Origin of the sequence: Halopseudomonas salegens, assembly GCF_900105655.1 — a bacterium.
Taxonomy (GTDB): domain Bacteria; phylum Pseudomonadota; class Gammaproteobacteria; order Pseudomonadales; family Pseudomonadaceae; genus Halopseudomonas; species Halopseudomonas salegens.
The window spans coordinates 2,538,380-2,562,144 of record NZ_LT629787.1; the positions used below are offsets into that span (position 1 = coordinate 2,538,380).

At 54.7% G+C, this 23,765-nt stretch carries 22 protein-coding genes; 6 read left to right on the forward strand and 16 right to left on the reverse strand.

The genetic code is table 11. The features are described 5' to 3' along the window. Positions 1-15: 15 nt before the first annotated feature. The 4 genes from BLU07_RS11625 to BLU07_RS11640 form a co-directional block, all read right to left on the reverse strand. A complete protein-coding gene (locus BLU07_RS11625) occupies positions 16-1,347 on the reverse strand; it encodes a glycosyltransferase family 2 protein (RefSeq protein ID WP_231701741.1) in 1,332 nt (443 codons plus the stop codon). Continuing rightward, on the reverse strand, positions 1,347-1,985 hold the full coding sequence (locus tag BLU07_RS11630; protein ID WP_092387128.1) for a TackOD1 domain-containing metal-binding protein: 639 nt from the start codon (positions 1,983-1,985) through the stop codon (positions 1,347-1,349). The genes BLU07_RS11625 and BLU07_RS11630 overlap by 1 nt, the downstream gene beginning before the upstream one ends. Continuing rightward, positions 1,942-2,721, reverse strand: coding sequence for a TackOD1 domain-containing metal-binding protein (locus BLU07_RS11635; protein ID WP_092387130.1), 780 nt, complete (start codon positions 2,719-2,721; stop codon positions 1,942-1,944). The genes BLU07_RS11630 and BLU07_RS11635 overlap by 44 nt, the downstream gene beginning before the upstream one ends. A gap of 118 nt (positions 2,722-2,839) precedes the next feature. Then, entirely contained in the window at positions 2,840-4,261 is a 1,422-nt protein-coding gene (locus BLU07_RS11640) for an MFS transporter (protein WP_092387132.1), read from the reverse strand. Positions 4,262-4,530: 269 nt separating this feature from the next. Here BLU07_RS11640 and BLU07_RS11645 point away from each other — a divergent pair, with 269 nt between their 5' ends. Further along, complete coding sequence (locus tag BLU07_RS11645; protein ID WP_092387134.1) at positions 4,531-6,408, forward strand: acetyl-CoA hydrolase/transferase C-terminal domain-containing protein; 1,878 nt, start codon at positions 4,531-4,533, stop codon at positions 6,406-6,408. 20 nt (positions 6,409-6,428) lie between these two features. On the opposite strand, the gene BLU07_RS11650 is transcribed toward BLU07_RS11645, so the two are convergent. Both BLU07_RS11650 and BLU07_RS11655 read right to left on the reverse strand, forming a co-directional pair. After that, positions 6,429-6,932, reverse strand: coding sequence for a hypothetical protein (locus tag BLU07_RS11650; protein WP_092387136.1), 504 nt, complete (start codon positions 6,930-6,932; stop codon positions 6,429-6,431). A gap of 322 nt (positions 6,933-7,254) precedes the next feature. Beyond that, positions 7,255-7,797: a pyridoxal-phosphate dependent enzyme gene (locus tag BLU07_RS11655; protein WP_407920111.1), complete on the reverse strand. Its 543-nt coding sequence runs from the start codon at positions 7,795-7,797 to the stop codon at positions 7,255-7,257. A gap of 99 nt (positions 7,798-7,896) precedes the next feature. On the opposite strand from BLU07_RS11655, the gene istA reads away from it, so the two are divergent. Beyond that, on the forward strand, positions 7,897-8,916 hold the full coding sequence (gene istA, locus BLU07_RS11660; RefSeq protein ID WP_092385633.1) for an IS21 family transposase: 1,020 nt from the start codon (positions 7,897-7,899) through the stop codon (positions 8,914-8,916). Beyond that, a complete protein-coding gene (gene istB / locus BLU07_RS11665; RefSeq protein WP_092385635.1) occupies positions 8,913-9,710 on the forward strand; it encodes an IS21-like element helper ATPase IstB in 798 nt (265 codons plus the stop codon). Before istA ends, istB begins: the two co-directional genes overlap by 4 nt. On the opposite strand, the gene BLU07_RS11670 is transcribed toward istB, so the two are convergent. The 6 genes from BLU07_RS11670 to BLU07_RS11695 form a co-directional block, all read right to left on the reverse strand. Next, the gene (locus BLU07_RS11670; protein WP_231701629.1) at positions 9,696-10,595 is read right to left on the reverse strand and encodes a TrpB-like pyridoxal phosphate-dependent enzyme; all 900 of its coding nucleotides are present in this window, start codon (positions 10,593-10,595) and stop codon (positions 9,696-9,698) included. The genes istB and BLU07_RS11670 overlap by 15 nt on opposite strands. 292 nt (positions 10,596-10,887) lie before the next feature. Then, on the reverse strand, positions 10,888-11,544 hold the full coding sequence (locus BLU07_RS11675) for a peroxiredoxin (protein WP_092387138.1): 657 nt from the start codon (positions 11,542-11,544) through the stop codon (positions 10,888-10,890). 115 nt (positions 11,545-11,659) lie between these two features. Beyond that, complete coding sequence (locus tag BLU07_RS11680; protein WP_407920072.1) at positions 11,660-11,920, reverse strand: TIGR03643 family protein; 261 nt, start codon at positions 11,918-11,920, stop codon at positions 11,660-11,662. Positions 11,921-11,959: 39 nt separating this feature from the next. Next, on the reverse strand, positions 11,960-13,537 hold the full coding sequence (locus BLU07_RS11685; protein ID WP_092387140.1) for an O-antigen ligase family protein: 1,578 nt from the start codon (positions 13,535-13,537) through the stop codon (positions 11,960-11,962). Beyond that, positions 13,537-15,183, reverse strand: coding sequence for a sulfatase-like hydrolase/transferase (locus BLU07_RS11690; protein WP_157719191.1), 1,647 nt, complete (start codon positions 15,181-15,183; stop codon positions 13,537-13,539). Before BLU07_RS11690 ends, BLU07_RS11685 begins: the two co-directional genes overlap by 1 nt. Positions 15,184-15,483: 300 nt before the next feature. Beyond that, the gene (locus BLU07_RS11695) at positions 15,484-15,885 is read right to left on the reverse strand and encodes a pilin (protein ID WP_092387144.1); all 402 of its coding nucleotides are present in this window, start codon (positions 15,883-15,885) and stop codon (positions 15,484-15,486) included. Between the two features lie 309 nt (positions 15,886-16,194). On the opposite strand from BLU07_RS11695, the gene pilB reads away from it, so the two are divergent. The 3 genes from pilB to BLU07_RS11710 are packed head-to-tail and all read left to right on the forward strand — an operon-like array spanning position 16,195 to position 20,036. Further along, positions 16,195-17,901: a type IV-A pilus assembly ATPase PilB gene (gene pilB, locus BLU07_RS11700; RefSeq protein ID WP_092387147.1), complete on the forward strand. Its 1,707-nt coding sequence runs from the start codon at positions 16,195-16,197 to the stop codon at positions 17,899-17,901. Between the two features lie 3 nt (positions 17,902-17,904). After that, positions 17,905-19,164 (forward strand): type II secretion system F family protein, encoded by a 1,260-nt coding sequence (locus tag BLU07_RS11705; RefSeq protein WP_092387149.1) that lies wholly within the window; start codon positions 17,905-17,907, stop codon positions 19,162-19,164. Next, complete coding sequence (locus BLU07_RS11710; RefSeq protein WP_092387151.1) at positions 19,164-20,036, forward strand: prepilin peptidase; 873 nt, start codon at positions 19,164-19,166, stop codon at positions 20,034-20,036. Before BLU07_RS11705 ends, BLU07_RS11710 begins: the two co-directional genes overlap by 1 nt. 18 nt (positions 20,037-20,054) lie before the next feature. On the opposite strand, the gene ung is transcribed toward BLU07_RS11710, so the two are convergent. The 4 genes from ung to prfB form a co-directional block, all read right to left on the reverse strand. After that, on the reverse strand, positions 20,055-20,741 hold the full coding sequence (gene ung / locus BLU07_RS11715) for a uracil-DNA glycosylase (protein WP_092387153.1): 687 nt from the start codon (positions 20,739-20,741) through the stop codon (positions 20,055-20,057). 2 nt (positions 20,742-20,743) lie between these two features. After that, positions 20,744-21,088, reverse strand: a complete 345-nt coding sequence (locus BLU07_RS11720; RefSeq protein WP_092387155.1) for a hypothetical protein — start codon at positions 21,086-21,088, stop codon at positions 20,744-20,746. Positions 21,089-21,117: 29 nt separating this feature from the next. Continuing rightward, positions 21,118-22,623 carry a lysine--tRNA ligase gene (lysS, locus tag BLU07_RS11725; protein ID WP_092387157.1) on the reverse strand — a complete coding sequence of 502 codons (1,506 nt, stop codon included), beginning with the start codon at positions 22,621-22,623 and terminating at the stop codon, positions 21,118-21,120. 41 nt (positions 22,624-22,664) lie between these two features. Further along, positions 22,665-23,760 (reverse strand): peptide chain release factor 2 gene (prfB, locus tag BLU07_RS17610; protein WP_157719192.1). Its coding sequence is split into 2 segments (ribosomal slippage): positions 22,665-23,687 and positions 23,689-23,760, totalling 1,095 coding nucleotides; the frame shifts between segments, so codons are not numbered across the junction. Positions 23,761-23,765 lie beyond the last annotated feature (5 nt).

The window sequence follows — 23,765 nt, forward strand, 5'->3', positions numbered from 1 at the left end:
GGTCTGCCACCCATATCAGAACCTCTTGCCTTTTTTCAGCACCCACCAGGGCGCCATGCTGGTTTCCTCATGCCCGCGCCGCAGGACCTCATTCATTGTGCAGACCACACCCCAACAACGCAGCCCGAACATGAAAACCGGGAACAGCGGAACCACAGCCAGCAACCTCAAGTCGTCACGTGGACGTTCCGACACCAGTAACAAGCCCAACACATAAAGGCAAAGGGTCACAGCCAGGTAGACCAGATAAACCAGTGTGGTCAAAATCAGCAATGTCTGCACAGGAAGCAGCACCAGTGCCGCAAGCGTGTAGCCGACAATCATGAAGGGCAGTACCAGTTGAAAGAAGAAACCGGTGATCAAGGTCATCAGAAAATTGGGCCAGCCGAGCAGTCGGGGAGTCATGCTGTGGGAATGCTTGCGGATGTACAAGAAAAACAGATCGCCATCCCAGCGCAGTCGTTGCATGAGAAATTGGCGCAGGGTCACGGGTGCATCCGTATGCCCGACAGCCGCCGGTTCAAAAGGAATACGCAGAGGATGCCGGGCAAAATAACCCTTGATGCGCAAGGTAATATCCAGATCCTCCGCAGAATGCGTATCCCACCCCCCTATATGCAGCAGAAACTCACGCCGGAAAGCACCAAAGGCACCAGAGATGTTGTTGACGGTATTCCATTCTGACAGGCCTGTTTTGCTGACATGAATCGACAGGAAATACTCCAGCGCCTGAATCCGCGTAATCAGTGATGCGCGCATATTGCGCACCCGCAGGCTTCCGGCAACGGCAGGTACTCCGGGGTCGACGAAATGTCGGGTAATGCTGCTGACCATGGTGTTGTCAAAGGAGGTGTCACCGTCCAGCGCCAACACTATATCGCCCGTTGCCTGTTGCAGGCCGGCATTCAATGAAGAGACTCGCCCCCCACGCTGCCACTTGGCAATCGGCTTCAGATGTCGACGGGGATGGATGCCGGAGTCAATCCGGTAGTCGCGAATGACTTGCAGTGTTTCCTGATTGACCGCAGCCCCATCGATGACGGGTATCAGCTCAATATCACCGGGATAGACCTGTTCGCAAAGCGTTTCCAGCGTCTTAAGTACATCTCGGCCCTCGCTGTAGCAGGTGATGATGCATGACACTGTGGGTGCATAGTTTGCCGCAGCAGGAATAGTCGACATTTTACGCGAATACCAGCGCACCACCCCCGCAGCGATCAGCAGGTTCATCGGCAATTCGATCAGCAGAAAAAACGGGAACAGCAACAACAGCAGCCTGGTGACGCCATCGGCACTGGCCACCATGCTGATGATTTCATGTAATGTCAGTATCGGGGTTTCCACCATCAACCCATCTCACCCGCCAAGCGTCCAATCAGCAGCGGTGCATCCTCTTCAGCCAGCAAATCATGTGGCAGAGTGAGGGCTGACGCCTGTACATCGGGAGCACTGTCCCGGATCGCCAACAGGCTGGTGAAGTCGGACAGGCGCCTGGACAGCACATCGACGCCGTTACGGTCAGTATGTGGCAACAACAACCAGAGCAGATTCTCGCTTGAACGACTGCATCGATCGGTATCCCTGATCGCATCCTTGATACGCTCAATCAACTCATCCATGCTGGCTTGCCCTTCCGGTGTACTCAGCAGTTGTTCAAGATTGCTGAATCTAAGGGCAAGCAAGGAGCAGGGAGGGGTATCTGGATAACGACGCAATTGCTGTATCTGCCAGTCAAGCAAATTCTGGAAAGCGTTCTGGCTGATCAGGTTGAGACGCCCGAAGAACTCGTTGCTGCCGCTTTCGGAAAAGCCCTGGCGACAACGTAGCCGGGCATTTTCCGTCAGGTGGTAATGCCTGATTTCACGGACTCGCAGAGCATCCGGTTGCTGCTGATGGTCACAATCAAGGCAGCGCGCCTGGACGTCCGCATCGATAAAGAAGCTATGACAAACGCGACAACTCAGATTTTCCAGGGGGTCGGTCATAATCGCTGCCGATGTGTCTGAGTCTGGTCAGACAGTTGGGGCACAGCATCATGCCGTCCTTGAGAAAGTTCTCCTGCGCGGCGACATGACCACAGGTAAAACAATGCAGAGCCGGCTCTCTGGCTATGTCCAGTGCGTTGCATTCCGGGCACAGATCAACATAATTCAGGCGAGCCGAGTTGCATTTCGAGCACAGGCGTATGCGGTCGATGAGTTCGCCGGCAGCAAACCATCCCTGCTCGCTCATCAAGCGCAACCAGGCCATCTCGTTAACCGGCTGATCATTTGCAAAAGCGCTGATCAGCGGATAACTGTACATGTGAGCAACGGTGGTGTTCCGTACGGGTAGCAGGCTGGCATGCGGACGGGTCCAGAGCCAGGCAACAACCCGCTCTTCAAGGCGTTCAGGGCGGCGACCCAGATTGAAAGCAGCCAACCGACTCGCAATGGCTTCACAGGTCTTGGCAATAATCTCTGGTTTCTGCGGCAGAGGCCCGTCACACAGCGGATGGTCATTGTCCTGTGAACGAAGCGTGAAAGCCGGCACAAAACGATAAGCGTCTTCGGCGCGCAGTGCCAAAAGAGCCTGGTCAAACAAGTCCGCATCAACATCCAGCACCACGGCATCAACGGCGGGGTCAACTGGCAATTCGGCAACGCTTTGGCACTGAAACCAGTCGCTTGGTGTATCGGCACTGCCTTTTCTGGCGATCAGGGCTACCCGGGGATACTGCATTATTTACCGCTCTTTAAAGCCATTTCAATTTGCCATTACAGCATAGGATGATTTTTTATGCACACAACAGGCAACTGACGATTACACATTCAGCAGGTCGTCTTGCCGACTCAGCCAGTCAGAGCAGACTGTCGCGGGCAGCAAGCTCTTGCGCCGTTTGCACCTGCCTGTCACGGTCGATACTGTAAAAGCAATACGCGCTTACCGAAGCAAAACCAAACAGGCAGGCCGAAAGATTCAGCAACGCCAGCCGTGTTACGTGCTCCGGCAAGACCTGACTGGGCTCGGCCTGAACCGGGAAACCGATCAGATCCAGACCAACGCCCGCAACCAGATAGCCGACCGCAGCAGCCATCTTGCCGGTAAATGCCACAGCGCTGAACAGAAAACCCTCTTGCCTGCGCCCGGTGCGGAACTGGTGCTCCTGGGTGACATCCGCCATCATGGACGCGCCAGATGTCATCGCCAACCCCGCTGCCATACCCGAAACAAACAGCACAAGAAATATCAATGGCTCGAAGAGCACATTGTCTTGATCCGGGAATACACCTGCCAACCGGGATACAACCGCGATATTGCTCGCCAAGGGACCGATCAAGGCTGCCACGATGATGGTACGCTTCTTGTCGAAGCGTCGATGCAAAGGTTTTGCCAGCAATATTCCCACCGGCCATCCAGCCAGCAAACCAATCGCCAACAGAGCGATCGCTGAACTGGGCAGTTGCCAGAAATAAACGTTGAGATGCATGTTCAGCGTTTGCACGATGCCGATTGACACCGCGACCAGCATGGTACCAATGAACAGCGCTCGAAATGACCGGTTATGCCATGCTGCAGCAACATCTTCACGCACAGGAACACGTGCCAGGCTATCCGAGGCCCTGGGCAGCGAAGCAATACGGTCACGCGTCCCCCAGGCTGACAGCAAGATAGCCAGCACCATGATAATGGCCCCTGCCAACGCCACCTTTGGATAGCCGGCAGGATTGAGCAGACCATTTTCGAACTCGACACTGTCCGGAAAAAACAGCGACAAACCGACTACGGCAACCAGTGCTGCGGCAAGTACACCGCATATCCCCCGCCAGGCCGCAACCGATGTACGCTCCTGATAGTCAGCTGTCAGCTCCGCTCCCAGAGCCAGATAGGGTACGTAGTAAAGGGTCATGGTGCCGCGGACCAGGATCGCAAAGCCGGCCAACCAGCAAAAAAGCCCCAACTGAGAAAGTGACGCAGGCGGCATGAACAAGCCGAACCAGGCAAGCCCCAAGGGCACTGCTGCCACCAGCATGAAGGGGTGGCGACGACCGAAGCGCGAGCGCCAGTGGTCTGAGACATAGCCAGCCAGCGGATCAGTCACGGCATCAAAGATCAATGCGATCATCACCGCAATCCCGGCAAGGGTTCCGGACAGCCCCAGTACCTGGGTGAAATAGAAAAACAGGAATATATCGAAGCCGGTAGCCTTGATGGTTTCGGCGACCTGGCCAAGGCCATAGGCGAGTTTTGTTCTTACGGGGAGCAAGACGCTGGAATGCATGTTATTTGATCTTGTTATGTATCCGAGACGTTCTGACGGTTCAAATCATCAAACCGTCCCTTCGGCTGGCAAAGGGGCTGTCGCTTTTATCGTCAATGCCTTTTGGTCAGCGCCGGGCAATATAACAACATCATAAGCACCGGATTGCCAGTCTTCTGACAATGTCAAATGGCGCGTTGTCGATGGCTACCGTAATAGCCTCTTCAACCCTGCCTGTCACTCGCTGTATTGTGTCTACAATTAAAACTCCGATGGCTGTGAAATGTTCAATGTCCGATTCTCCTCGCTATTTCAACGATTGTGACGCCCTGGTCGATGCCATTCTGCAGCAACTCGGCAACAGGGTAGTACTTGGCCTGCCCTTGGGACTGGGCAAGGCCAACCACCTTATCAACGCATTATATCGACGTGCCTGTGCCGATCCCGGCATCTCACTGAGCATTCTGACTGCACTGACTCTCGAGCGTCCGCATGCCGGGAGTGAGCTGGAAAAGCGCTTTCTTGACCCGATCTCTGCGCGCCTGTTCGATGACTACCCCGCACTTGAATATGCCCGCGCGGTTCGCTCCGGTGAATTGCCGGACAATATCGTCGTCAAGGATTTCTTTTTGCAGTCGGGCCAGTGGCTTGGTTTCCCTCTGGCCCAACAGAACCATGCCTCAATCAACTATACCCATGCACTGAACGAGCTGCTCGACTCCGGCGTCAACCTGATCCTGCAGCTCATAGCCCCCCAGCACAGTGACTACAGTGGTCCTGAACCCCGTTTCAGCCTCGGCTGCAATCCGGATATCAGCGCGGACCTGCTCGATCGGCGGCGACAGGATAGTTTACCCATCCTCAGCGTTGCTCAGGTCAATTCCCGGTTGCCGTTCATGGCCGGTGCTGCCGACCGGCCCGACAGCGATTTCGACATGATCCTGCAGGAGCCCGGCTACGAATTCGAGTTGTTCATGCCGCCCAACAAACCGACCTCGGCTACCGACCATGCGATCGGTCTGGAAGTAGCCAACCTGATCGAGGACGGTGGCAGCCTGCAGATCGGCATCGGCTCGATCGGTGATGCCATTACCCACAGCCTGGTACTTCGCCATCAACAGAATGCACTGTACAAGGATTTACTCGACAGACTTGGCAGCCAGCGACCTACCCGGTCTGCGGCACAGTGCGAGCCATTTACGCAAGGGCTGTACGGCGTAACCGAAATGCTGGTGGAAGGTTTTCTCGAGATGATCACGACCGGCATCATGACCCGGGAAGTGGACGGAGCGGTGGTGCACGCCGGGTTCTTTGTTGGCAGCCCGACCTTCTACCAACGCCTGGCAGATATGCCCGCGGCAACGCGCAACAAGATCGCCATGATGCCAGTGTCATTCACCAACGACCTCTATGGTGATGAGCAGCGCAAACGAAAGGCCCGTACCGCCGCACGCTTCGTCAATAGTGCCATGATGGTGACGCTGGGCGGTGCAGTGATCTCGGATGGACTCGCTGACTATCAGGTCGTCAGCGGTGTTGGTGGTCAGTACAATTTCATTGCTCAGGCATTCGCCCTCGAAGACGGCAGATCCATCATTACTCTGCCCAGCACGCGCACCCGTAAAGGTATACGCCAGTCGAACATCGTCTGGGATTATGCGCATATCACCATACCGCGGCATTTGCGCGATATCGTGGTAACCGAATATGGCGCAGCAGACCTGCGCGGCAAGACCGATGCCGAGGTAATCAACGCCCTGCTGGCAATTACCGACTCGGCGTTCCAGCCACAATTGCTGGAACAGGCAAAAAAAGCCGGAAAGGTATCGGCCGACTACGAGATCGCACCGGCACACCGCAACAACACCCCCGAACGTATCCATCAGGCGCTGCAACCCGCCAGGGATACCGGGCAGCTGCCTGACTTTCCGCTGGGCAGCGGGCTTACCCGGGAAGAGGAACACCTGGCGGTCGCGTTATCCAGACTGTCATCCCTGGCCGGCAACAAAAGGGCACTGCTACCGATAATCGCTGCCGGACTGAAGCGGCGCCCGGGGCCGACGACCCTGGCATGCCTCGAACGTATGCAGCTTGCGCAGCCACGCGGATTTGCCGAAAGGCTGTACCGCGCACTGCTGCTGGGGACGCTGGAAACCCAAAGAGCCTGAGCCTTGTCAGTCTGAGCTACCTAATTGTCCCTGATTGCACGTACATCGAAGTCCACTGTCAATTCCAGAGAGTCGGGTTCATCGCCCTCAGGTGTGCCCTGGAGAGTCAATGTACCCTGATATTGTCCGACGAAATGGGCCGAATCTCCTTCAACCTCGCTGACGCTGAGTTCCCAATGTTTCGGCGTATCCTGGTTGCCATAGTTCGGCATAAAGCGGTTGGTATGGAAGTAGCTTGCCTCTGGCGGGCTGATCAATTCGCCATTCATCAGCACGAAACTGATATTCAAAGTACCCTGAGTAGCAAAACGCTTTTCAACATGGGCTTGCAGAGAAACGTTCAGCATGCCGGGCCCTAACTCGGAGAAGCCTGCGGTTGATGCGCCATCCTGCTTGACCACGTGCCAGGTCTGAGGTTCGCCATCAAGCGTGCCTTCAATAGTGTCGGCCAGCACTGCAGTACTCGACAGCAAGGCACACGGAAGTATCAGAGAGTTCAGCACAATTTTTTTCAGGGTATTCATGAGTATTCCTTCAAGATTTGTTGACATATTCAGCCTTGGCCCGGCTTGCACATACTTCAGGCCGCCATTCCGTGCTTTAGATGCACGCCGCTTCCGGGGTCTGGTGACTGGCCCGGAAGGCTTGCTGAACGGGATCGAGGGACTGAGCGTTAACGCTGGCTGAAAGAAGAACAACTGTTGAAAAAACAACGAATGTACAACGCACTGCACTTGACATCACCGACATCCTGTCCTGATCAATTGAATGGCCAACGGCAAAACCCGATATAAATAATAGACCACAATCTCCGATTGCCCTCCCTGGCTATCGGTAACAAACTGTTTAAATGCTGGGCAACCCGGACAACGCCATCGCCAGCTCTTCCTCACTGTACTCATGATCACTCAACTGACCCGCAAAGTAGGCAGTATAAGCCGCCATATCAAAGTGGCCGTGACCACACAGATTGAACAGAATAACGTCCTGTTTGCCTTCACGCTTGCAGCGCAAAGCTTCCTCGATAGCACCTTTTACCGCATGATTTGCTTCCGGCGCCGGTACAATCCCCTCGGCACGGGCAAAGAGCACGCCCGCTTCAAAACATTCTTTCTGCGTATAGGCAACAGCCTCAAACAGGCCCAGTTCCTTGACATGCGACACCAGCGGGGCCATGCCGTGATAACGCAAACCGCCTGCATGAAAGCCCGGCGGGGTGAAATGCGCACCCAGCGTATGCATCTTGGTCAGCGGCGTCATGTGCGCGGTATCACCATAATCATAGGCATATTTGCCACGCGTCAGTGAAGGACAGGCCGAGGGCTCAACTGCCACCACGCGCGACTTCTGACCGCCACGCAGAGCATGACCGATAAACGGAAAAGCGATCTGTCACCGCCGGAGTAATACTGACCCACCAACGTCGACTTAAAATTGACCCACCTGAAGCAAAATGGCCGCCTAATCAAATGACCAGAGCGGCGGCCGATGTTGACTCAGGAGAGACTCGTGGAAATTCATGTATTACATGGCCAAGGCAACAGCATTCGCGCCATCGCAAAGCAGCTCGGAGTGTCGCGCAATACGGTGCGGAGGTATCTGCGGGATCTGACGGTTGTACCTAGCTATCCGGACCGGGCTGCTCGCCCAGCAAAGCTAGAGCCCTACAAAACCTATCTGTTAGCACGGATCGAGGCGGCCAAACCGCACTGGATACCGGCAACGGTTCTGTTCAGCGAGATTCAGGATCGTGGCTATGCTGGCGGAATCACTCAGCTCAAGAACTATCTCGCCGAGTTCAAGACGGCCGTGCCTGATCCGGTAGTTCGTTTCGAGACGCCTCCAGGCAAGCAAATGCAGGTCGATTTCACGACCATCTCTCGCCACCGGCGCACGATCAAAGCTTTCGTCGCCACGCTGGGATATAGCCGCGCTACCTACGTCCGGTTTTCCGAGCATGAGCGTCAGGATGACTGGCTGCGCGGGATCGAGGAGGCATGCCATTACTTCGGCGGGGTACCCCAGGAGATCCTGTTCGACAACGCCAAGACCATCATGATCGAGCGTGATGCTTACGGCGAAGGCCAGCATCGTTGGAATGCGCAACTGCTGGCGACTGCGCGTGATTATGGCTTTATCGCCCGCGCTTGCCGACCCTACAGAGCTCGCACCAAGGGCAAGGTCGAGCGCTTCAATGGTTACTTGAAAAACAGCTTCATCACGCCCCTGGCAGCCACTCTGAATCAGGCTGGGCTTCGGCTGGATGTGGCCACGGCCAATGCCCATATAGGTCCCTGGCTCGAGCGTGTGGCGCACCAGCGTATCCATGGCACCACCGGCATCAAGCCTCAGATATTGCTGGATCAGGAGCGCTTCCAGCTCAGGCCATTGCCACGGCGGGCAAAACGGGGCTTAGAGCACATACCCGCCGCCGCACGGCCTGTGCCCAGGGAGAGCTTCCAGCATCCGCTGAGCACCTATGATCGGCTGCTGGAGGCACGTCCATGAACCTGCAACATCAGCGTATCCAACACGCCTGCGCGAACCTAAAGCTCGACACGTTAGCCAGCGAATGGTCAGCCATGGCCGACCGTTGCGCCTCGCAAGAAGACACCTTGGCCGACTTCCTTGAGCAGCTATTGCGCTTGGAACTGGACGCACGGTCCCTGCGCTCCCGTGAGACCTTACTCAAGTTTGCCGGCTTCCCTGGGCGCAAGCTCTTCGAGGACTATGACTTTAAATTCGCCAGCGGAGCGCCGCGCAAACAGCTGAACGAACTGACAAGCTTGGCCTTCGTAGAGCGAGCAGAGAATGTCGTACTCCTCGGCCCCAGTGGCGTTGGCAAGAGTCATCTCGCCATCAGCCTAGGTCACAAAGCCGTCGCTCAAGGCATCAAGACACGCTTCATCGCCGCAGCCGATCTGATGCTGCAACTGGCAACAGCCCGCAAACAGGAACGCCTAGAGCAATACTTGAAGCGCAGCGTGCTAGCTCCGCGGCTGCTGATCATCGACGAGATCGGCTATCTGCCGTTTGGCCGCGAAGAAGCCAATCTGTTCTTCAATGTCATCGCCAAGCGGTACGAGCAAGGCAGTGTCATCGTAACCAGTAACCTGCCGTTCTCGCAGTGGTCCCATGCCTTCGCCGATGACACAACCTTGACGGCAGCGCTGTTAGACCGGTTGTTACACCATGCGCATATCGTGCAGATCCGTGGCGAAAGCTACCGCTTGAAGGACAAGAACGCTGCGGGTATCGCGCCGGTCTCGGGCAGCAGCCAAGGTCTATTAACCAACAATTAATCGCCAAGGGTGGGTCAGTTTTAAACCGACGATATCGCCGATAAGTGGGTCAGTTTTGAACCGTCGTTGACAGATCCCGGCAAAGTTGGACCCGCCGCCGGTACAGCCGACAATCACATCCGGCCAGTCACCCGCCATTTCCATTTGCTGCATGGATTCGATACCGATAACGCTCTGGTGCAGCAATACATGATTGAGTACCGAACCAAGGGCATATTTGGTGTCAGGGTCCTTAACCGCCAGCTCGACCGCTTCGGAAATGGCAATTCCCAGGCTGCCCGTGTGATCCGGTGTTTCCGCCAGTACCCGACGACCAAACTCAGTCAACTCCGATGGCGAAGCGATACATCTGGCACCATAGGTTTCCATGACTGCACGGCGATAAGGTTTCTGCTGAAAGGAAACACTGACCTGGAATACCGTCACATCCAGATCAAACAATGAGCCCGCGAATGACAGCGAAGTACCCCACTGCCCAGCACCGGTTTCGGTGGTCAGGCGCTTGACCCCGGCTTCCTTGTTGTAGAACGCCTGCGGAATGGCCGAGTTGGGTTTATGACTACCCGCCGGACTGACACCTTCGTATTTGTAGTAGATCTTCGCGGGCGTACCCAATGCCTTTTCCAGACCATAGGCACGATAAAGTGGTGCCGGACGCCACAGTTTGTAGACATCACGAACCGGCTCGGGGATGTCTACCTCACGTTCAGTGGTCATTTCCTGCTCGATCAGCGCCGGAGTAAACAAGGGGTCCAGATCACTGGCAGTGACCGGCTGATGGGTTCCCGGATGCAGCACCGGCGGCAAGGGTTCGGGCAGGTCGGCCTGAATGTTGTACCAGGCGCGCGGCATTTGACTTTCGTCGAGCAAGTACTTGGTGGGCATTGCGGAATAATCTCCCTGTCAGTTAACGGGGAAATATCCCATAGCTGCCTTTGCAAGCCAATGACCCAGATCAGTAGAGGTTCACGCGAGATGAACAAAAAAGGCTGCCCAGTCATTTGCGACTGGGCAGCCTTTCCGATCAAGAACAGGTAACCATCCATGGTTGATGTCGTCCGTGATGGCAGAACAATACTGTGAAACCATCCGAAAACAAACCGGCAAAATGCCAGGACGTGAACTGTGTCACAGTATATTTGCGTTAACGCTGGCTACCTGCCCACAGCGTGCACATTTATCGCTTCGGCGCACCGGTAAAACGCAAATATGGCAGCTTGATATCCAGGGTACCGAATTTCTCCTTGGCTTGATCATTGTTCAGGCTCAGGGCAACGATTACATCTTCGCCAGGCACCCAGTTAGCCGGGGTGGCAATCGGCACACCATCAGTAGCCTGAACAGCATCCAGGGCGCGCAGTATTTCCGCAAAATTACGCCCGACAGTCATCGGATAAGCCATGGTCAGACGTATTTTCTTGTCCGGCCCGATGATGAACACAGTGCGCACCGTGGCACTGTCAGCCGGAGTGCGGCCATCGGGCAGGTAGGCATCCGCCGGCAACATGTCATACAGCTTGGAAACCGTCAGCGACCTGTCATCAATAATCGGAAAATCAGCAGGAGCTCCACAAACAGTCTCGATATCACGCTGCCACTTCTTGTGCTCGTCAACACTGTCAACAGAAACACCCAACACCTTGGTATTACGCTGGGCAAACTCCGGAGCCAATCGGGCAACGGCCCCGAACTCAGTGGTGCACACCGGGGTAAAGTCCTTCGGATGAGAAAACAGAATCGCATAGCTGTCACCGATCCACTCATGCAGTGACAACTGACCAGCAGTGGAGTCAGCAGTGAAATCCGGGGCAATATCGTTAATACGAATAGACATCTTGGCCTTCCTGTTTGGTTGAAGTGAATGAACGCGGCATGCTGTTGCTTTCAGGTGGAGTAAGCGTAGCAGATCGTAACCCAGGCGGCATTCAAGCAACCATCAACTGCAGCGGTTACCCTTTATACTGGGTTGGGCAGTAAGCCCGCAGCACGGCAGGGTGTCTGAGTGCCGCATGCTTGGTCTTGCGACCGGACACTCGTTTGCGCCATAGCCGAAACGACGACGGCCGCAACGTTTGGCGCATCAAGCCAATAACCTGCGAGTCATTCAACGCATATAAACGCGCAATGGCTTCAAAAGGCGTTCGATCCTCCCAAGCCATTTCGATGACACGGGACAGGTCTGCTTCATTCATGCCCAAACGGGTTTTCATATAACTATCCCGACAATTTAAGCAGCTACCACCCTTAAGTCATCCATGATCATTCGCTGCATCGGGACCATGCAACGCCTGCAGTTTCAGTCCGGCAGCCAACAAACCCAACCCGAGAGCAAGAAAGCTGCCAGGGGCCCCGTAATAGAAAATGCCGTCAAACACCGCTAACACCAGCATTCCAAGAGTAACCATCAAACCCAGCAATAAAGGTGGTTGAGCACGACGCCCCATGTGACAAATCACCCAACTTCCGCGCAAGAAATAATAGCTGATCAAGCCAAGAATCGCCGCCGTCGTAATCAGTCCCCACTCCAGCAGCAGCTGGAACAGCCCGTTATGTGCTTGGATAATACTGGCCTCTTTCCCCCAGACCGACACAAAACCGTTGCCGCCCCAGCCGAACCAAATCCGCTCCTGGATAAATGGCCATAACACCGACCAAATCCACAGTCGTCCGGAGCTCAGTGCATTCACCGAAGTCGCCGCGTCAGAACGCCACAGGGCATCAAACCAGCCTACGCCTCGCACATCGACACGGAACAACAGCGACATGGCCAAAGCCAATATAACCAGATAAGCCATGCTGCGAAGCCGTTGCCAACTGAAACATGAACAGAAAAGTACCAGACTACCGGCCAACATAACCGCAAGCGCAGCTCCACGCCCACCATTCCAGAATAGAAGTGAGAACCCAAGCAGTACCGCTACTCCGGCCAGATAATGCTGAAGCAAGCGGGCAGAAAAGAACCAGTAGGTCGCAACAATGGCTGCAAAGCAGAGAAAATATCCCATATGCCGGATATGTCCGAATAGCGGAGGCTTGGAAAACCAGTCATAAAGCCGTGGCTGGTCCACTGTAAACCAGAGCATGGCTACAGCCAGAGTGCATACCAAAAGCGCAGCGAATACCGACCAGAACAGATAAACCGGACGCCAGCTATATTGACGACTGCAAGCATATACCGACCAGGCAAACAGCAGATGTCCCAGCATATGGAATACGCGATCACTCGTTGCCATCACCTCGTCCACTGACGCAGCAAGCGCGTTGGACAGCAGCATCAGACCCAATATCAGCAAGACAATGACAAAATACGGCCACGAGTGTTGCACCAACGCCGGAAAACACCTCACACACAGAGTGAAAAGGGAAAATTGCAGCAAAAAGATTTGCCACTCGGCCAGATAAAGAGCTTGGCCATTGATTACGCAAGCGGCAAATACGACCAGCGACAGCCATACGGCAAGCATGCCCTCTCGGCCAGGCACATATCGCCCACCCTGAGCAGCCCGCAGCACCCAAAGCAACAGCATAATCGCCAACAGATGAATCAACCGCGGCCAAGACAGCCAGGGTTCTCCTTCCAGAAAGGAAAACGTATGCATCAGCAGCGCCAAAATGCCGATCAGGCACAGCAAGAGGTTACCGAGCCGCAGGGTACCCAGTGCCGTTAGCTGCAAGGCAAGCGACAATACCACCATACCGACCCAGGCATAACTCAACCATCCCGGACCATAAAAATGCAACGTCGCCAAACCAGCCATGACCGCTAACAAGAGACAACCAAGCACCTCAGGCCAAATCCGATTGAAACGCGATAGCAACTGCTCCATCAGTTATCCTCAGTCCAGTTCAGGTAGCTTTGTCGGTATTCATTTATGCGGCGCCGATCCTGCTCGTCCACGTCAATAAAAGTCATTGGTTGCCCTTGCGCATCCAGCCCTACGCTATAGAAAGCGCTCTCTCTGGCAGAAAACCAGGTCACACGGTCACGGCAACGCAGGCCAATATCCTTGGCCGTTAACAACTGCGGTAGCTTGTCCGCTTTCAACACCAGCTCCCCGTCTATCAGATCATAGAAAATCGCCCCTTCACTGGCCACATCCATATCATCCAGGGTTGTATAGTCACTGGCGGCCTCGATGCGCAAGCCGGTTTCAACAAAGAAACACGGGGTTTCAGGCATGACAAGCAAGTCACTCGTTTGTGCGAAGTGCTCAATAATGTCTCGAACACCATTCAGAGAAACATGCTGCTTTATCTGTTGCGGCTCTCCAACTGGTCGTCCATCCAGAAAACGCACGTAAGCCAAGGGAATGCGATTCTGATGGTCACTGAGCAAGTCCGTGCCATGCCCGTAGCTCTGTACCAGAAAGGATTCACCGTTCCTTTGCAGGTCGGCTTCCAGTTCGCCCAGCGCCTCACCATGGTCGGCCAACACCACCACCAAAGCATTCTGCAAGACGCCACGCTGTTGCAAACCCGCTAATAATACCGCCACCTGGTCATCCACGACCTGCAGGGCGCGAATATAACGTTGAAACATCTGGTTTTCATGCTGGAACACGTCACGCGTATGCCTGGATTTGAAGGGGAAGTGACCACTCTGAAAGTGTACCGCCAGCATCAGGGGCTGCTCTGTGTGTATTGCTGCCAGCACATCTTTCACAAACATGTCGGCTGAATAACTCGAATAAGCCGCTACGTTATTCCAGCTCCATGGTAACAACCACCGCGATCCGGGCCACTGCAACAAGAGATTGCCCAACGGATTATCCACCAACCCATGGACCAGAAAATCCAGGGCACCCGGCATTGGCCCCACCACTTGATCAAAACCGAACTCAGCACCCATATTATTGAAACGGCGCTCATCCATGGCATAAACGCCTTGGTAGTCTTGGCTGGCCAACGTCTTGAAGAAATTGTCGTGCAGTGCCGGCTGTTTTCTATCACTCAAATTGAACACACCACGGTGTTCGGCAACCTCAAGCCCGGTCAACAGGCTGACCCAGGCAGGAAAAGTACGCCCGAGGGGGGTATAGGCACGCTCGTATTGATAACCAGATGCCATCAGGCTTGAAATGTTAGGCAACTGCACCGAATACTGCTCTGCAGTATAGGCAGACAGAGAGTCTACTCCGATCACTACAATGTGAGGTCGGTCAATGTGCTGCGACAGCACACTCGGCTTGATCGCATACAAAAGACCGTATGGCAGCAAAAACACAAGAGCCAGCAATAGCGCCGCTCCCGCTATACATTTGCTCTGAGCCAGCTGGCGTAGCAAAGCCAACAGCAACAATACTGAACCCGCGATAAAAACCGGCATCGGAGACGGCAGAAAGGCGACTGCATAGCTGAAAGCCGAGTCGGGAAACAACACCAGGCTGGAAGCATAAACATACAGGATCAATAACAGGTCGATGAGCAAGCGAATGCCCCGCATCGAATGCAACGAAGCTGGCAGCAATTTCAACAGAAAGCGCCGGCATAACCAATAAAAGCTGAAATACAGAAAAAGAAGCAGTAGCAGATACCAGGCCAGGCCCGATACGATCTCGAATGAATAAAAAAAACTTTCGTAGGCTTGGTGATCTGAAGCAAGGAAGCGAACCAGCCAGGTATCGAAAATCAGGGGCATGAAAACAAAAGAAAGGAATGCAAGGAACGCAATAAACGTTCTAGAGATTGATAGCATCACATCGGCATCGCATCTTGGGCCCATAAAAACAAACCCCGGAGTACCGGGGTTTGTTTGTCACTCAAATAACTAACTTCAACCGCGGCAGCTACCCGGTGCCCACTCAGTGCGGCCGGTCACATCACATTCCCACTCGGTAATATAGTTGGAAGTGATAGTCGGAGTCAGTACTACTGCAAAACCAGACATATCACCCTGGCCGGTAGCGGTGATCACACCAGCAGTATCTACCGACACACCGCTGACATACTGGCTATTCTGCGTAGAGTCACAAGTGCTGTAGGCGGAAGATGCGGCACCTGACTGCACCAGCTCACTCATGCATGTACGAGCACCACTAGCGGCCAGTACAACCTCAGAAGCCTTGGCGCGGTTGGTATAGTCCTGATAGGCCGGCAGAGCGATGGCAGCCAGAATACCGATGATCGCTACCACGATCATCAGTTCGATAAGGGTAAAACCTTTTTGAGCTTTCATTTAGACTTCTCCTTGGAATCAATTCAGCCAAACGGCTATGAATAATCAAAGCATATTGCGTGCCAACGCCTGTTATTGCTTCGTGGCCTTCTGCTTCAATGCATCTGGGGCCACATTGTTACTGGAAGCACGTTGCATTCGCCCCTCAAAAGTCAAATTGTGACAATTTTCGTCACTCTCATTGCATACCTGCTGCAACAGAAGCTGCTCACCTGTATGCCACCAAGTCAACAGCATATAGTGTGCATGCCGTCTAGACTGTACTATAGTTGCAACGATAAATGCCTTTAAAGGATTACCCTTAACTCTATGGAAACGCCAGCCCTTTCCGGCCTTGCCCGGCGCATAGTACAAGATGAATTGCTGGATGCTGCCGCTGCCGCCAAAGCCAGCAAACAAGCTAGCCAGGATCGCATTCCGTTCATTACATATCTTGTGCAACACAAGCTGGCCAATTCACGCGATCTGGCCATGCTCTGTGCTGAAGAGTTCGGCTATCCCTTCTACGACCTCAGCGCGATCGATACCGAAAGCCTCCCCGAGCAAACCCTGGTCAGCGAGAAGCTGATTCGCCAGCACAATGTGATGCCTCTGTACAAGCGAGGAAATCGGCTTTTTATCGCATTGTCAGACCCAACCAACCAGCAAGCGTTGAGTGATATACAGTTCAATACCGGCTTGATGACCGACGCAGTTATTGTCGAAGATGACAAGCTGCATACCGCCATTGACAAGTACCTGGATAGCCCCACCGGCGGTTTGGGTGATATGACGGACCAGGAACTGGACGATCTGGACGTGCAGACAGTCCGCGAAGATGGGGACAACGATGCCGCCCAGACCGATGCTGATGACGCGCCCATCGTTCGATTCGTCAATAAAATGCTGCTTGATGCCATCAAGCTGGGGTCATCGGACTTGCATTTTGAACCCTATGAAAAGATGTATCGCGTTCGTTTCCGCACCGATGGCATCCTGCATGAAGCTGCAAAGCCACCCGCGCAACTGGGCGTTCGCATTGCGGCCCGCCTGAAAGTCATGTCATCCATGGACCTTGCTGAGCGACGCAAGCCCCAGGATGGCCGTATCAAGATGCGCATCTCCAAAAACAAGGCCATCGACTTCCGTGTCAATACCCTGCCCACACTGTGGGGTGAAAAGGTAGTACTGCGTATTCTGGATTCCGAAAGCGCCAAGATGGGCATTGACGCATTGGGCTACGAGGATGATCAGAAGAAAATGTACATGGATGCGCTGGCCCGCCCTCAGGGCATGATTCTGGTAACTGGCCCGACCGGTTCGGGTAAAACCGTATCCCTGTACACGGGCCTGAATATCCTCAATACCATGGAACGCAATATTTCCACGGCGGAAGATCCGGTGGAAATAAACCTGGAAGGGATCAACCAGGTCAACGTCAACCCCAAACAGGGGCTGGATTTTGCTCAGGCACTGCGCGCTTTCCTGCGTCAGGATCCCGACGTCATCATGGTGGGGGAGATCCGCGACCTGGAAACGGCGGAAATTGGTATCAAGGCGGCACAGACCGGTCACCTGGTGATGTCCACCTTGCACACCAACAGCGCTGCTGAAACCCTGACTCGCTTGCGCAATATGGGCGTTCCCTCATTTAACATTGCCACCTCGGTCAACCTGATCATCGCTCAGCGTCTGGCGCGCCGCTTGTGCAAAAGCTGCAAAGCACCCATGGACGTACCCCGTGAGACGCTGCTCGAAGAAGGCTTTACGACCGAGCAGCTCGATGCCGGCTTGAAGATATTTGGCCCCGTGGGTTGCGAAAACTGCAAGGATGGTTATAAAGGACGTGTGGGCATTTACGAAGTGGTTAAGGTGACGCCAGCCATGCAGCGTATTATTATGGCAGACGGTAACTCCATGGAGATAGCCGATGTAGCCCGCAACGAGGGTTTCAAAACCCTGCGCGAGTCTGCCCTGTTCAAGGCGGAACAAGGGGTAACCAGTCTGGCGGAAGTTAACCGAGTGACCAAGGATTAAGTCATGGCCCAACAAGCAGCAATAAAAAAACCTGCCGCGGCAAAAAAGAAAGCCAAGGAAGCAAAGGTCTACCCATTCAAATGGGAGGGCAAGGACCGCAAAGGCACCAAGGTATCCGGTGAAATCCAGGGAACCAACCCGGCACTCATCAAGGCACAACTGCGCAAGCAAGGCGTGCTGGTCACCAAAATCAACAAAAAGTCGACGCTTTTTGGCTCCCGGGCCAAAAAGATCAAACCCCTGGATATTGCCTTTTTCACCCGTCAGCTCTCGACCATGATGGAGTCGGGCGTGCCCATTATCCAGGCTTTTGACATCATTGCCGAAGGCTCGGAGAATCCGAATTTTACCAAGCTGATCAACGAGATCAAAAACGATGTTGCTGCGGGCAGCACCCTGGCCGACTCTTTGCGCAAGCACCCCAAGTACTTTGATGACCTGTTCTGCAATCTGGTTGAATCCGGTGAGCAGTCCGGTCGCCTGGAATCCCTGCTGGATCGTATTGCCACTTACAAGGAAAAGACCGAGGCACTGAAAGCCAAGATCAAAAAAGCCATGACCTACCCCATTGCTGTAATTGTGGTAGCTATTATTGTCACGGCTATTCTGTTGTTGAAAGTAGTACCCCAGTTCAAGGATGTGTTCGCGAATTTCGGTGCAGACTTGCCTGCCTTCACATTGATGGTGATCGGGTTATCAGAATGGTTGCAGAGTTGGTGGTTTATCATTTTGATCGCTTTTATTGCCATTGGTTACGTTTATTCGCAACTCAACCTGCGATCGAAAAAATTTCGTGACGCGCAAGACCGTGCTTTGCTCAAGGCCCCCATTGTCGGCAAGATTATTTATGAAGCGGCAGTAGCCCGGTATGCTCGCACTCTCTCTACTACCTTTGCGGCTGGCGTACCACTGGTTGAAGCGCTGGATTCTGTTGCTGGTGCAGCAGGCAATGTCGTCTTCTATAACGCTGTTATGCAGATAAAAGAAGACGTTTCTGCCGGTTCTCAGCTGAACTTTTCCATGCGTTCGACTGGTGTGTTCCCCAATATCGCGATCCAGATGGCGGGCATCGGTGAAGAATCTGGTGCATTGGACACCATGCTGGAAAAAGTCGCTGATTACTACGAAGCCGAGGTCGATAACAAGGTGGACAATCTGACCACCTTGATGGAACCCATGATCATGTGTGTGCTGGGTGTGCTGGTCGGTGGTTTGATTATCGCCATGTACCTGCCCATCTTCCAGCTGGGTAATGTCGTTTAATGGAAATATTGGACTATTTGGCCAGCCATGCGCTGGCCTTTATTTTGCTCACTGGCTTGCTGGGTCTGATTGTCGGCAGCTTTCTCAATGTGGTGATCCATCGTCTGCCGCGCATGCTCGAGCGCGAGTGGCTGCATCAATGCCGGGAGATGCTGGAGCCCGAGAAAGAGCAGCCAGCTGAATCAACGTACAACCTGGTGTTGCCGCACTCCCATTGCCCTCACTGCCAGGCAGAAATCAAGGCCTGGCAGAATTTGCCCGTCATCAGTTATCTGCTGTTACGCGGGCGCTGCGCCAACTGCAAGGCGCCGATAAGCTTGCGCTACCCACTGGTTGAGCTGTTAACCGCGGTCATGTCGATGCTGGTGGCCTGGCAATTCGGTTTTGGCTGGCCAATGGCAGCCTTCCTGCTACTGACCTGGGCACTGATCAGCGTGAGCATGATTGACGCCGATACGCAGCTATTGCCCGACATCATTGTATTGCCGATGCTTTGGCTCGGTTTGCTACTGAACTCGACGGGCATGTATACCGACATGCAAAGTGCGCTCTGGGGCGCGGCGGCTGGCTACCTGACCCTCTGGTGTGTGTTCTGGGTATTCAAGTTGATTACCGGCAAGGAAGGTATGGGATATGGTGACTTCAAGCTGCTGGCAATGCTGGGGGCCTGGGGTGGCTGGCAGATTCTGCCGCTGACCATTTTGCTGTCCTCACTGGTCGGTGCGATTCTGGGCGTCATCATTCTGAAAAGTCGCGGCCAGTCGAACGCAACCCCCCTGCCCTTCGGCCCGTATCTGGCGATTGCCGGCTGGATTGCCTTGATCTGGGGTGATGAGATTACAGGAACATACCTGCAGTTTGCCGGTTTCTGAACCGGCACTGCCCAGTACCTAATCCGGTAATGACCAGTCGATCGGCAATTTGCCCTGCGCCTGCAGGTACCGGTTCGCCGCAGAAAAATGCCCGCAACCGATAAAACCTCGATGCGCCGATAGTGGTGACGGGTGGACCGACTTCAGCAGGCAGTGCCGCGCCGGATCAATATGTGCGGCTTTTTTCTGCGCGTAGCTACCCCAAAGCATGAACACCAGACCTTTCTGTTGCGCAGCCAGTCGCTCAACCACGCAGCTGGTAAAGGTTTCCCAACCTTGCTTGGCATGACTTCCAGCTTTGCTCTGCTCGACAGTCAGCACCGCATTGAGCAATAACACTCCCTGATCAGCCCAGGCCTGCAAGCAACCGTGATCAGGCAACGGTAAATTGAGGTCTCGCCGCAACTCTTTGAAAATGTTCTGCAGCGATGGTGGCGGGCGTACGTCCGGTGGTACCGAAAAACTCAACCCATGCGCTTGCCCGGGACCATGGTAAGGGTCCTGTCCGAGGATAACCACGCGCACCTGGTCAGGGCGGGTACTGTTCAGCGCATTGAAAATCTGCGGGCCTGGCGGGTAAATAACCTTCCCGGCAGCCTTCTCAGCCCGCAGAAAAGCTTTCAGCGCCTGCATGTATGGTTGCTCGAACTGGTCACCGACCAGCTCGAGCCAAGCCGACTGCAGTGCTCCGGAAGGTTCAGGCATGCTTATTCAGGCAGCGGTGCTTGTGGCAGGGTTGCTTCGCGATCGCAGCGCAAAAGACGCTCGCGATCATCCAGAAGCACCCCGGAGAGAGAATTGTGCCGCACACCATGTACGACCAGCAGCCCATCCGTGCATTCAGCGACGAAATCCGACGGCGAACTGCGCAATACATCGCCATCACCACTGGTGACCAGTCGGAACTCCTGCACAGTCAGACCATCAGCAGGGCTGACGTGATTGAGAAAACCATAGAAGTGCATGGCCAGCACCGTACAGATAATGGTGACGATAGCGGTCAAGGCAACCACTTGCTTGGTATTGTAGCCTTCCGGCGCGGAATCGGTCATAGCTTTTAACCTCGATGAGTGCAGCTTAATCAATCGTGCTCTGGTCGCATGTGCGGGAACAGAATAACGTCGCGAATAGATGGCGAATCGGTCAACAGCATCACCAGCCGGTCAATCCCGATACCCTCACCGGCGGTGGGTGGCATGCCATACTCCAGCGCGCGGACAAAGTCGGCATCATAGTGCATGGCCTCATCGTCACCGGCATCCTTTTCCTCAACCTGAGCCATAAAGCGCTGCGCCTGATCCTCGGCGTCATTCAGCTCCGAGTAGGCATTGGCAATCTCGCGACCACCGATAAACAGCTCGAAACGGTCGGTCACGCTGGGGTCATCATCACTGCGACGTGCCAGCGGCGAGACTTCAAAGGGATAGCGAGTGATAAAGGTCGGCTGCTCCAGCTGATGCTCGACCAGCTCCTCGAAAATCATCGTCTGCAACTTGCCCAGCCCTTCATAACCCTTGATCGCAGCGCCAGCCTTTTTCGCGATGGCGCGGGCGCGCTCCAGGTCGTTCAGGTCATCGGCGGTGATCTCCGGGTTGTACTTGAGAATGGCATCAAATACCGACAAGCGCGCAAAGGGCTCGCCGAAATGGAACACCTTGCCCTGGTAGGGTACGTCGGTGGTGCCGAGCACCTGAGTGGCCAGACCACGCAGCAGCTCTTCCGTCAGGTCCATGTTGTCTTCGTAGTCGGCATAGGCCTGGTAGAACTCGAGCATGGTGAACTCGGGGTTGTGCCGGGTGGATACGCCTTCATTACGGAAGTTGCGGTTGATCTCGAACACCCGCTCGAAACCACCCACTACCAGACGCTTGAGATAGAGCTCGGGCGCGATGCGCAGGAACATGTCGATATCCAGCGCATTGTGGTGGGTTTCAAAGGGCTTGGCCGCGGCGCCACCGGGGATGGTCTGCAGCATCGGCGTTTCCACCTCGAGGAAGTTGCGCTCGAGCAGGAACTGTCGGATATAGCTGATCACCCGTGAACGGATCTGGAAGGTACGCCGGGTATCCTCATTGACGATCAGATCGACATAACGCTGGCGGTAACGCTGTTCGGTATCGGTCAGGCCATGGTGCTTGTCCGGCAAAGGGCGCAGGGACTTGGTCAGCAGGCTGACTTCGGCCATATCCACATAGAGGTCACCCTTGCCGGAACGCGCCAGATTACCGCGCACTGCGATAATGTCGCCCAGATCCCAGGTCTTGATCGCTGCCAGGGTATCGGCATCCAGTGTCTTGCGGTTGACGTAGACCTGCAGGCGGCCCGTCATGTCCTGAATCACCATAAAGGCGCCACGATTGAGCATGATCCGCCCCGCAACCCGAACTTCCGTGGGGGTCTCGGCCAGGGCTTCCTTGCTGTGCTCGGCATATTGCTGCTGCAAATCCTGGCAATAGCTGTCACGGCGGAAATGGTTCGGGAAGACGCCACCCCTGGCTCGCTCGGCGGCCAGTTTTTCCTTGCGCAGGGCAATCAGGTTGTTCTCTTCGTCATGCTGGGCTTGCTGGTCGTGCTGCTGATCGGTCATCTCGGGTCTTCCTGGGTAAAACGGCAATTGGCAACGGCTGATTAAAGTCCCTGTTTCAGACTGGCCTCGATATATTCATTCAGGTCGCCATCCAGCACGCGATCACAATCGCTGCGCTCAATGCCGGTGCGCAAATCCTTGATCCGCGACTGGTCAAGTACGTAGGAGCGAATCTGGTGACCCCAGCCGATATCCGACTTGGTGTCTTCCATGGCCTGGGCCGCAGCATTGCGCTTCTGCATTTCCAACTCGAACAGCTTGGCCCGCAGCATCTTCATCGCCTGATCCTTGTTCGCATGCTGCGAACGCTGGTTCTGGCAGGACACCACCACATTGCTCGGCACGTGGGTGATTCGCACCGCCGAGTCCGTGGTGTTTACATGCTGACCACCAGCCCCGGACGAGCGATAGGTATCAATGCGCAGATCCGACGGGTTGATATCGATCTCGATGTCGTCATCAATTTCCGGCGCGGCAAAAACTGCGGAAAACGAGGTATGCCGGCGATTGCCGGAATCGAAAGGACTTTTCCGCACCAGGCGGTGCACGCCAATTTCAGTGCGCAGCCAGCCAAAGGCATATTCGCCGCGAACATACAGCGTGGCGCTTTTGATACCGGCGACATCACCTTCGGACAGTTCGACGATCTCAGTATCAAAACCCTGCTTGTCCGCCCAACGTAAATACATGCGCAGCAGCATATTGGCCCAGTCCTGCGCTTCGGTGCCGCCAGAGCCGGCCTGAATATCCAGGTAACAATTATTGGCATCCATTTCGCCGCTGAACATACGGCGGAATTCGAGCTTGCTCAATAAAGCACCCAGCCGGGCCAATTCACTTTCAATATCGGCCACAGCGCCGCTGTCTTCTTCTTCGGCAGCCATTTCCAGCAGCTCGCTGGCATCTGCAAGGCCGCTGGCCATGTCATCCAGGGTTTCCACGATCTGCGCCAGTTGCGCCCGCTCGCGGCCCAGATTTTGCGCCCGTTCCGGTTCGTTCCAGACGCTCGGGTCTTCCAGTTCGCGCTCGACTTCGGTCAGACGATCAAGTTTGTGATCGTAGTCAAAGATACCCCCTGATCGAGTCAGAGCGGGTGCGCAGGTCTTTGATGGTATTCTGAATCGGATTGATTTCCATGGCGA

Excerpts from the sequence above, each read along its gene's own strand:
- BLU07_RS11625 (WP_231701741.1), bottom strand. The coding sequence starts at position 1,347 with ATGGTGGAAACCCCGATACTGACATTACATGAAATCATCAGCATGGTG.
- BLU07_RS11630 (WP_092387128.1), bottom strand. The coding sequence starts at position 1,985 with ATGACCGACCCCCTGGAAAATCTGAGTTGTCGCGTTTGTCATAGCTTC.
- BLU07_RS11635 (WP_092387130.1), bottom strand. The coding sequence starts at position 2,721 with ATGCAGTATCCCCGGGTAGCCCTGATCGCCAGAAAAGGCAGTGCCGAT.
- BLU07_RS11640 (WP_092387132.1), bottom strand. The coding sequence starts at position 4,261 with ATGCATTCCAGCGTCTTGCTCCCCGTAAGAACAAAACTCGCCTATGGC.
- BLU07_RS11645 (WP_092387134.1), top strand. The coding sequence starts at position 4,531 with ATGTCCGATTCTCCTCGCTATTTCAACGATTGTGACGCCCTGGTCGAT.
- BLU07_RS11650 (WP_092387136.1), bottom strand. The coding sequence starts at position 6,932 with ATGAATACCCTGAAAAAAATTGTGCTGAACTCTCTGATACTTCCGTGT.
- istA (WP_092385633.1), top strand. The coding sequence starts at position 7,897 with ATGTTGACTCAGGAGAGACTCGTGGAAATTCATGTATTACATGGCCAA.
- istB (WP_092385635.1), top strand. The coding sequence starts at position 8,913 with ATGAACCTGCAACATCAGCGTATCCAACACGCCTGCGCGAACCTAAAG.
- BLU07_RS11670 (WP_231701629.1), bottom strand. The coding sequence starts at position 10,595 with ATGCCCACCAAGTACTTGCTCGACGAAAGTCAAATGCCGCGCGCCTGG.
- BLU07_RS11675 (WP_092387138.1), bottom strand. The coding sequence starts at position 11,544 with ATGTCTATTCGTATTAACGATATTGCCCCGGATTTCACTGCTGACTCC.
- BLU07_RS11680 (WP_407920072.1), bottom strand. The coding sequence starts at position 11,920 with ATGAAAACCCGTTTGGGCATGAATGAAGCAGACCTGTCCCGTGTCATC.
- BLU07_RS11685 (WP_092387140.1), bottom strand. The coding sequence starts at position 13,537 with ATGGAGCAGTTGCTATCGCGTTTCAATCGGATTTGGCCTGAGGTGCTT.
- BLU07_RS11695 (WP_092387144.1), bottom strand. The coding sequence starts at position 15,885 with ATGAAAGCTCAAAAAGGTTTTACCCTTATCGAACTGATGATCGTGGTA.
- pilB (WP_092387147.1), top strand. The coding sequence starts at position 16,195 with ATGGAAACGCCAGCCCTTTCCGGCCTTGCCCGGCGCATAGTACAAGAT.
- BLU07_RS11705 (WP_092387149.1), top strand. The coding sequence starts at position 17,905 with ATGGCCCAACAAGCAGCAATAAAAAAACCTGCCGCGGCAAAAAAGAAA.
- BLU07_RS11710 (WP_092387151.1), top strand. The coding sequence starts at position 19,164 with ATGGAAATATTGGACTATTTGGCCAGCCATGCGCTGGCCTTTATTTTG.
- ung (WP_092387153.1), bottom strand. The coding sequence starts at position 20,741 with ATGCCTGAACCTTCCGGAGCACTGCAGTCGGCTTGGCTCGAGCTGGTC.
- BLU07_RS11720 (WP_092387155.1), bottom strand. The coding sequence starts at position 21,088 with ATGACCGATTCCGCGCCGGAAGGCTACAATACCAAGCAAGTGGTTGCC.
- lysS (WP_092387157.1), bottom strand. The coding sequence starts at position 22,623 with ATGACCGATCAGCAGCACGACCAGCAAGCCCAGCATGACGAAGAGAAC.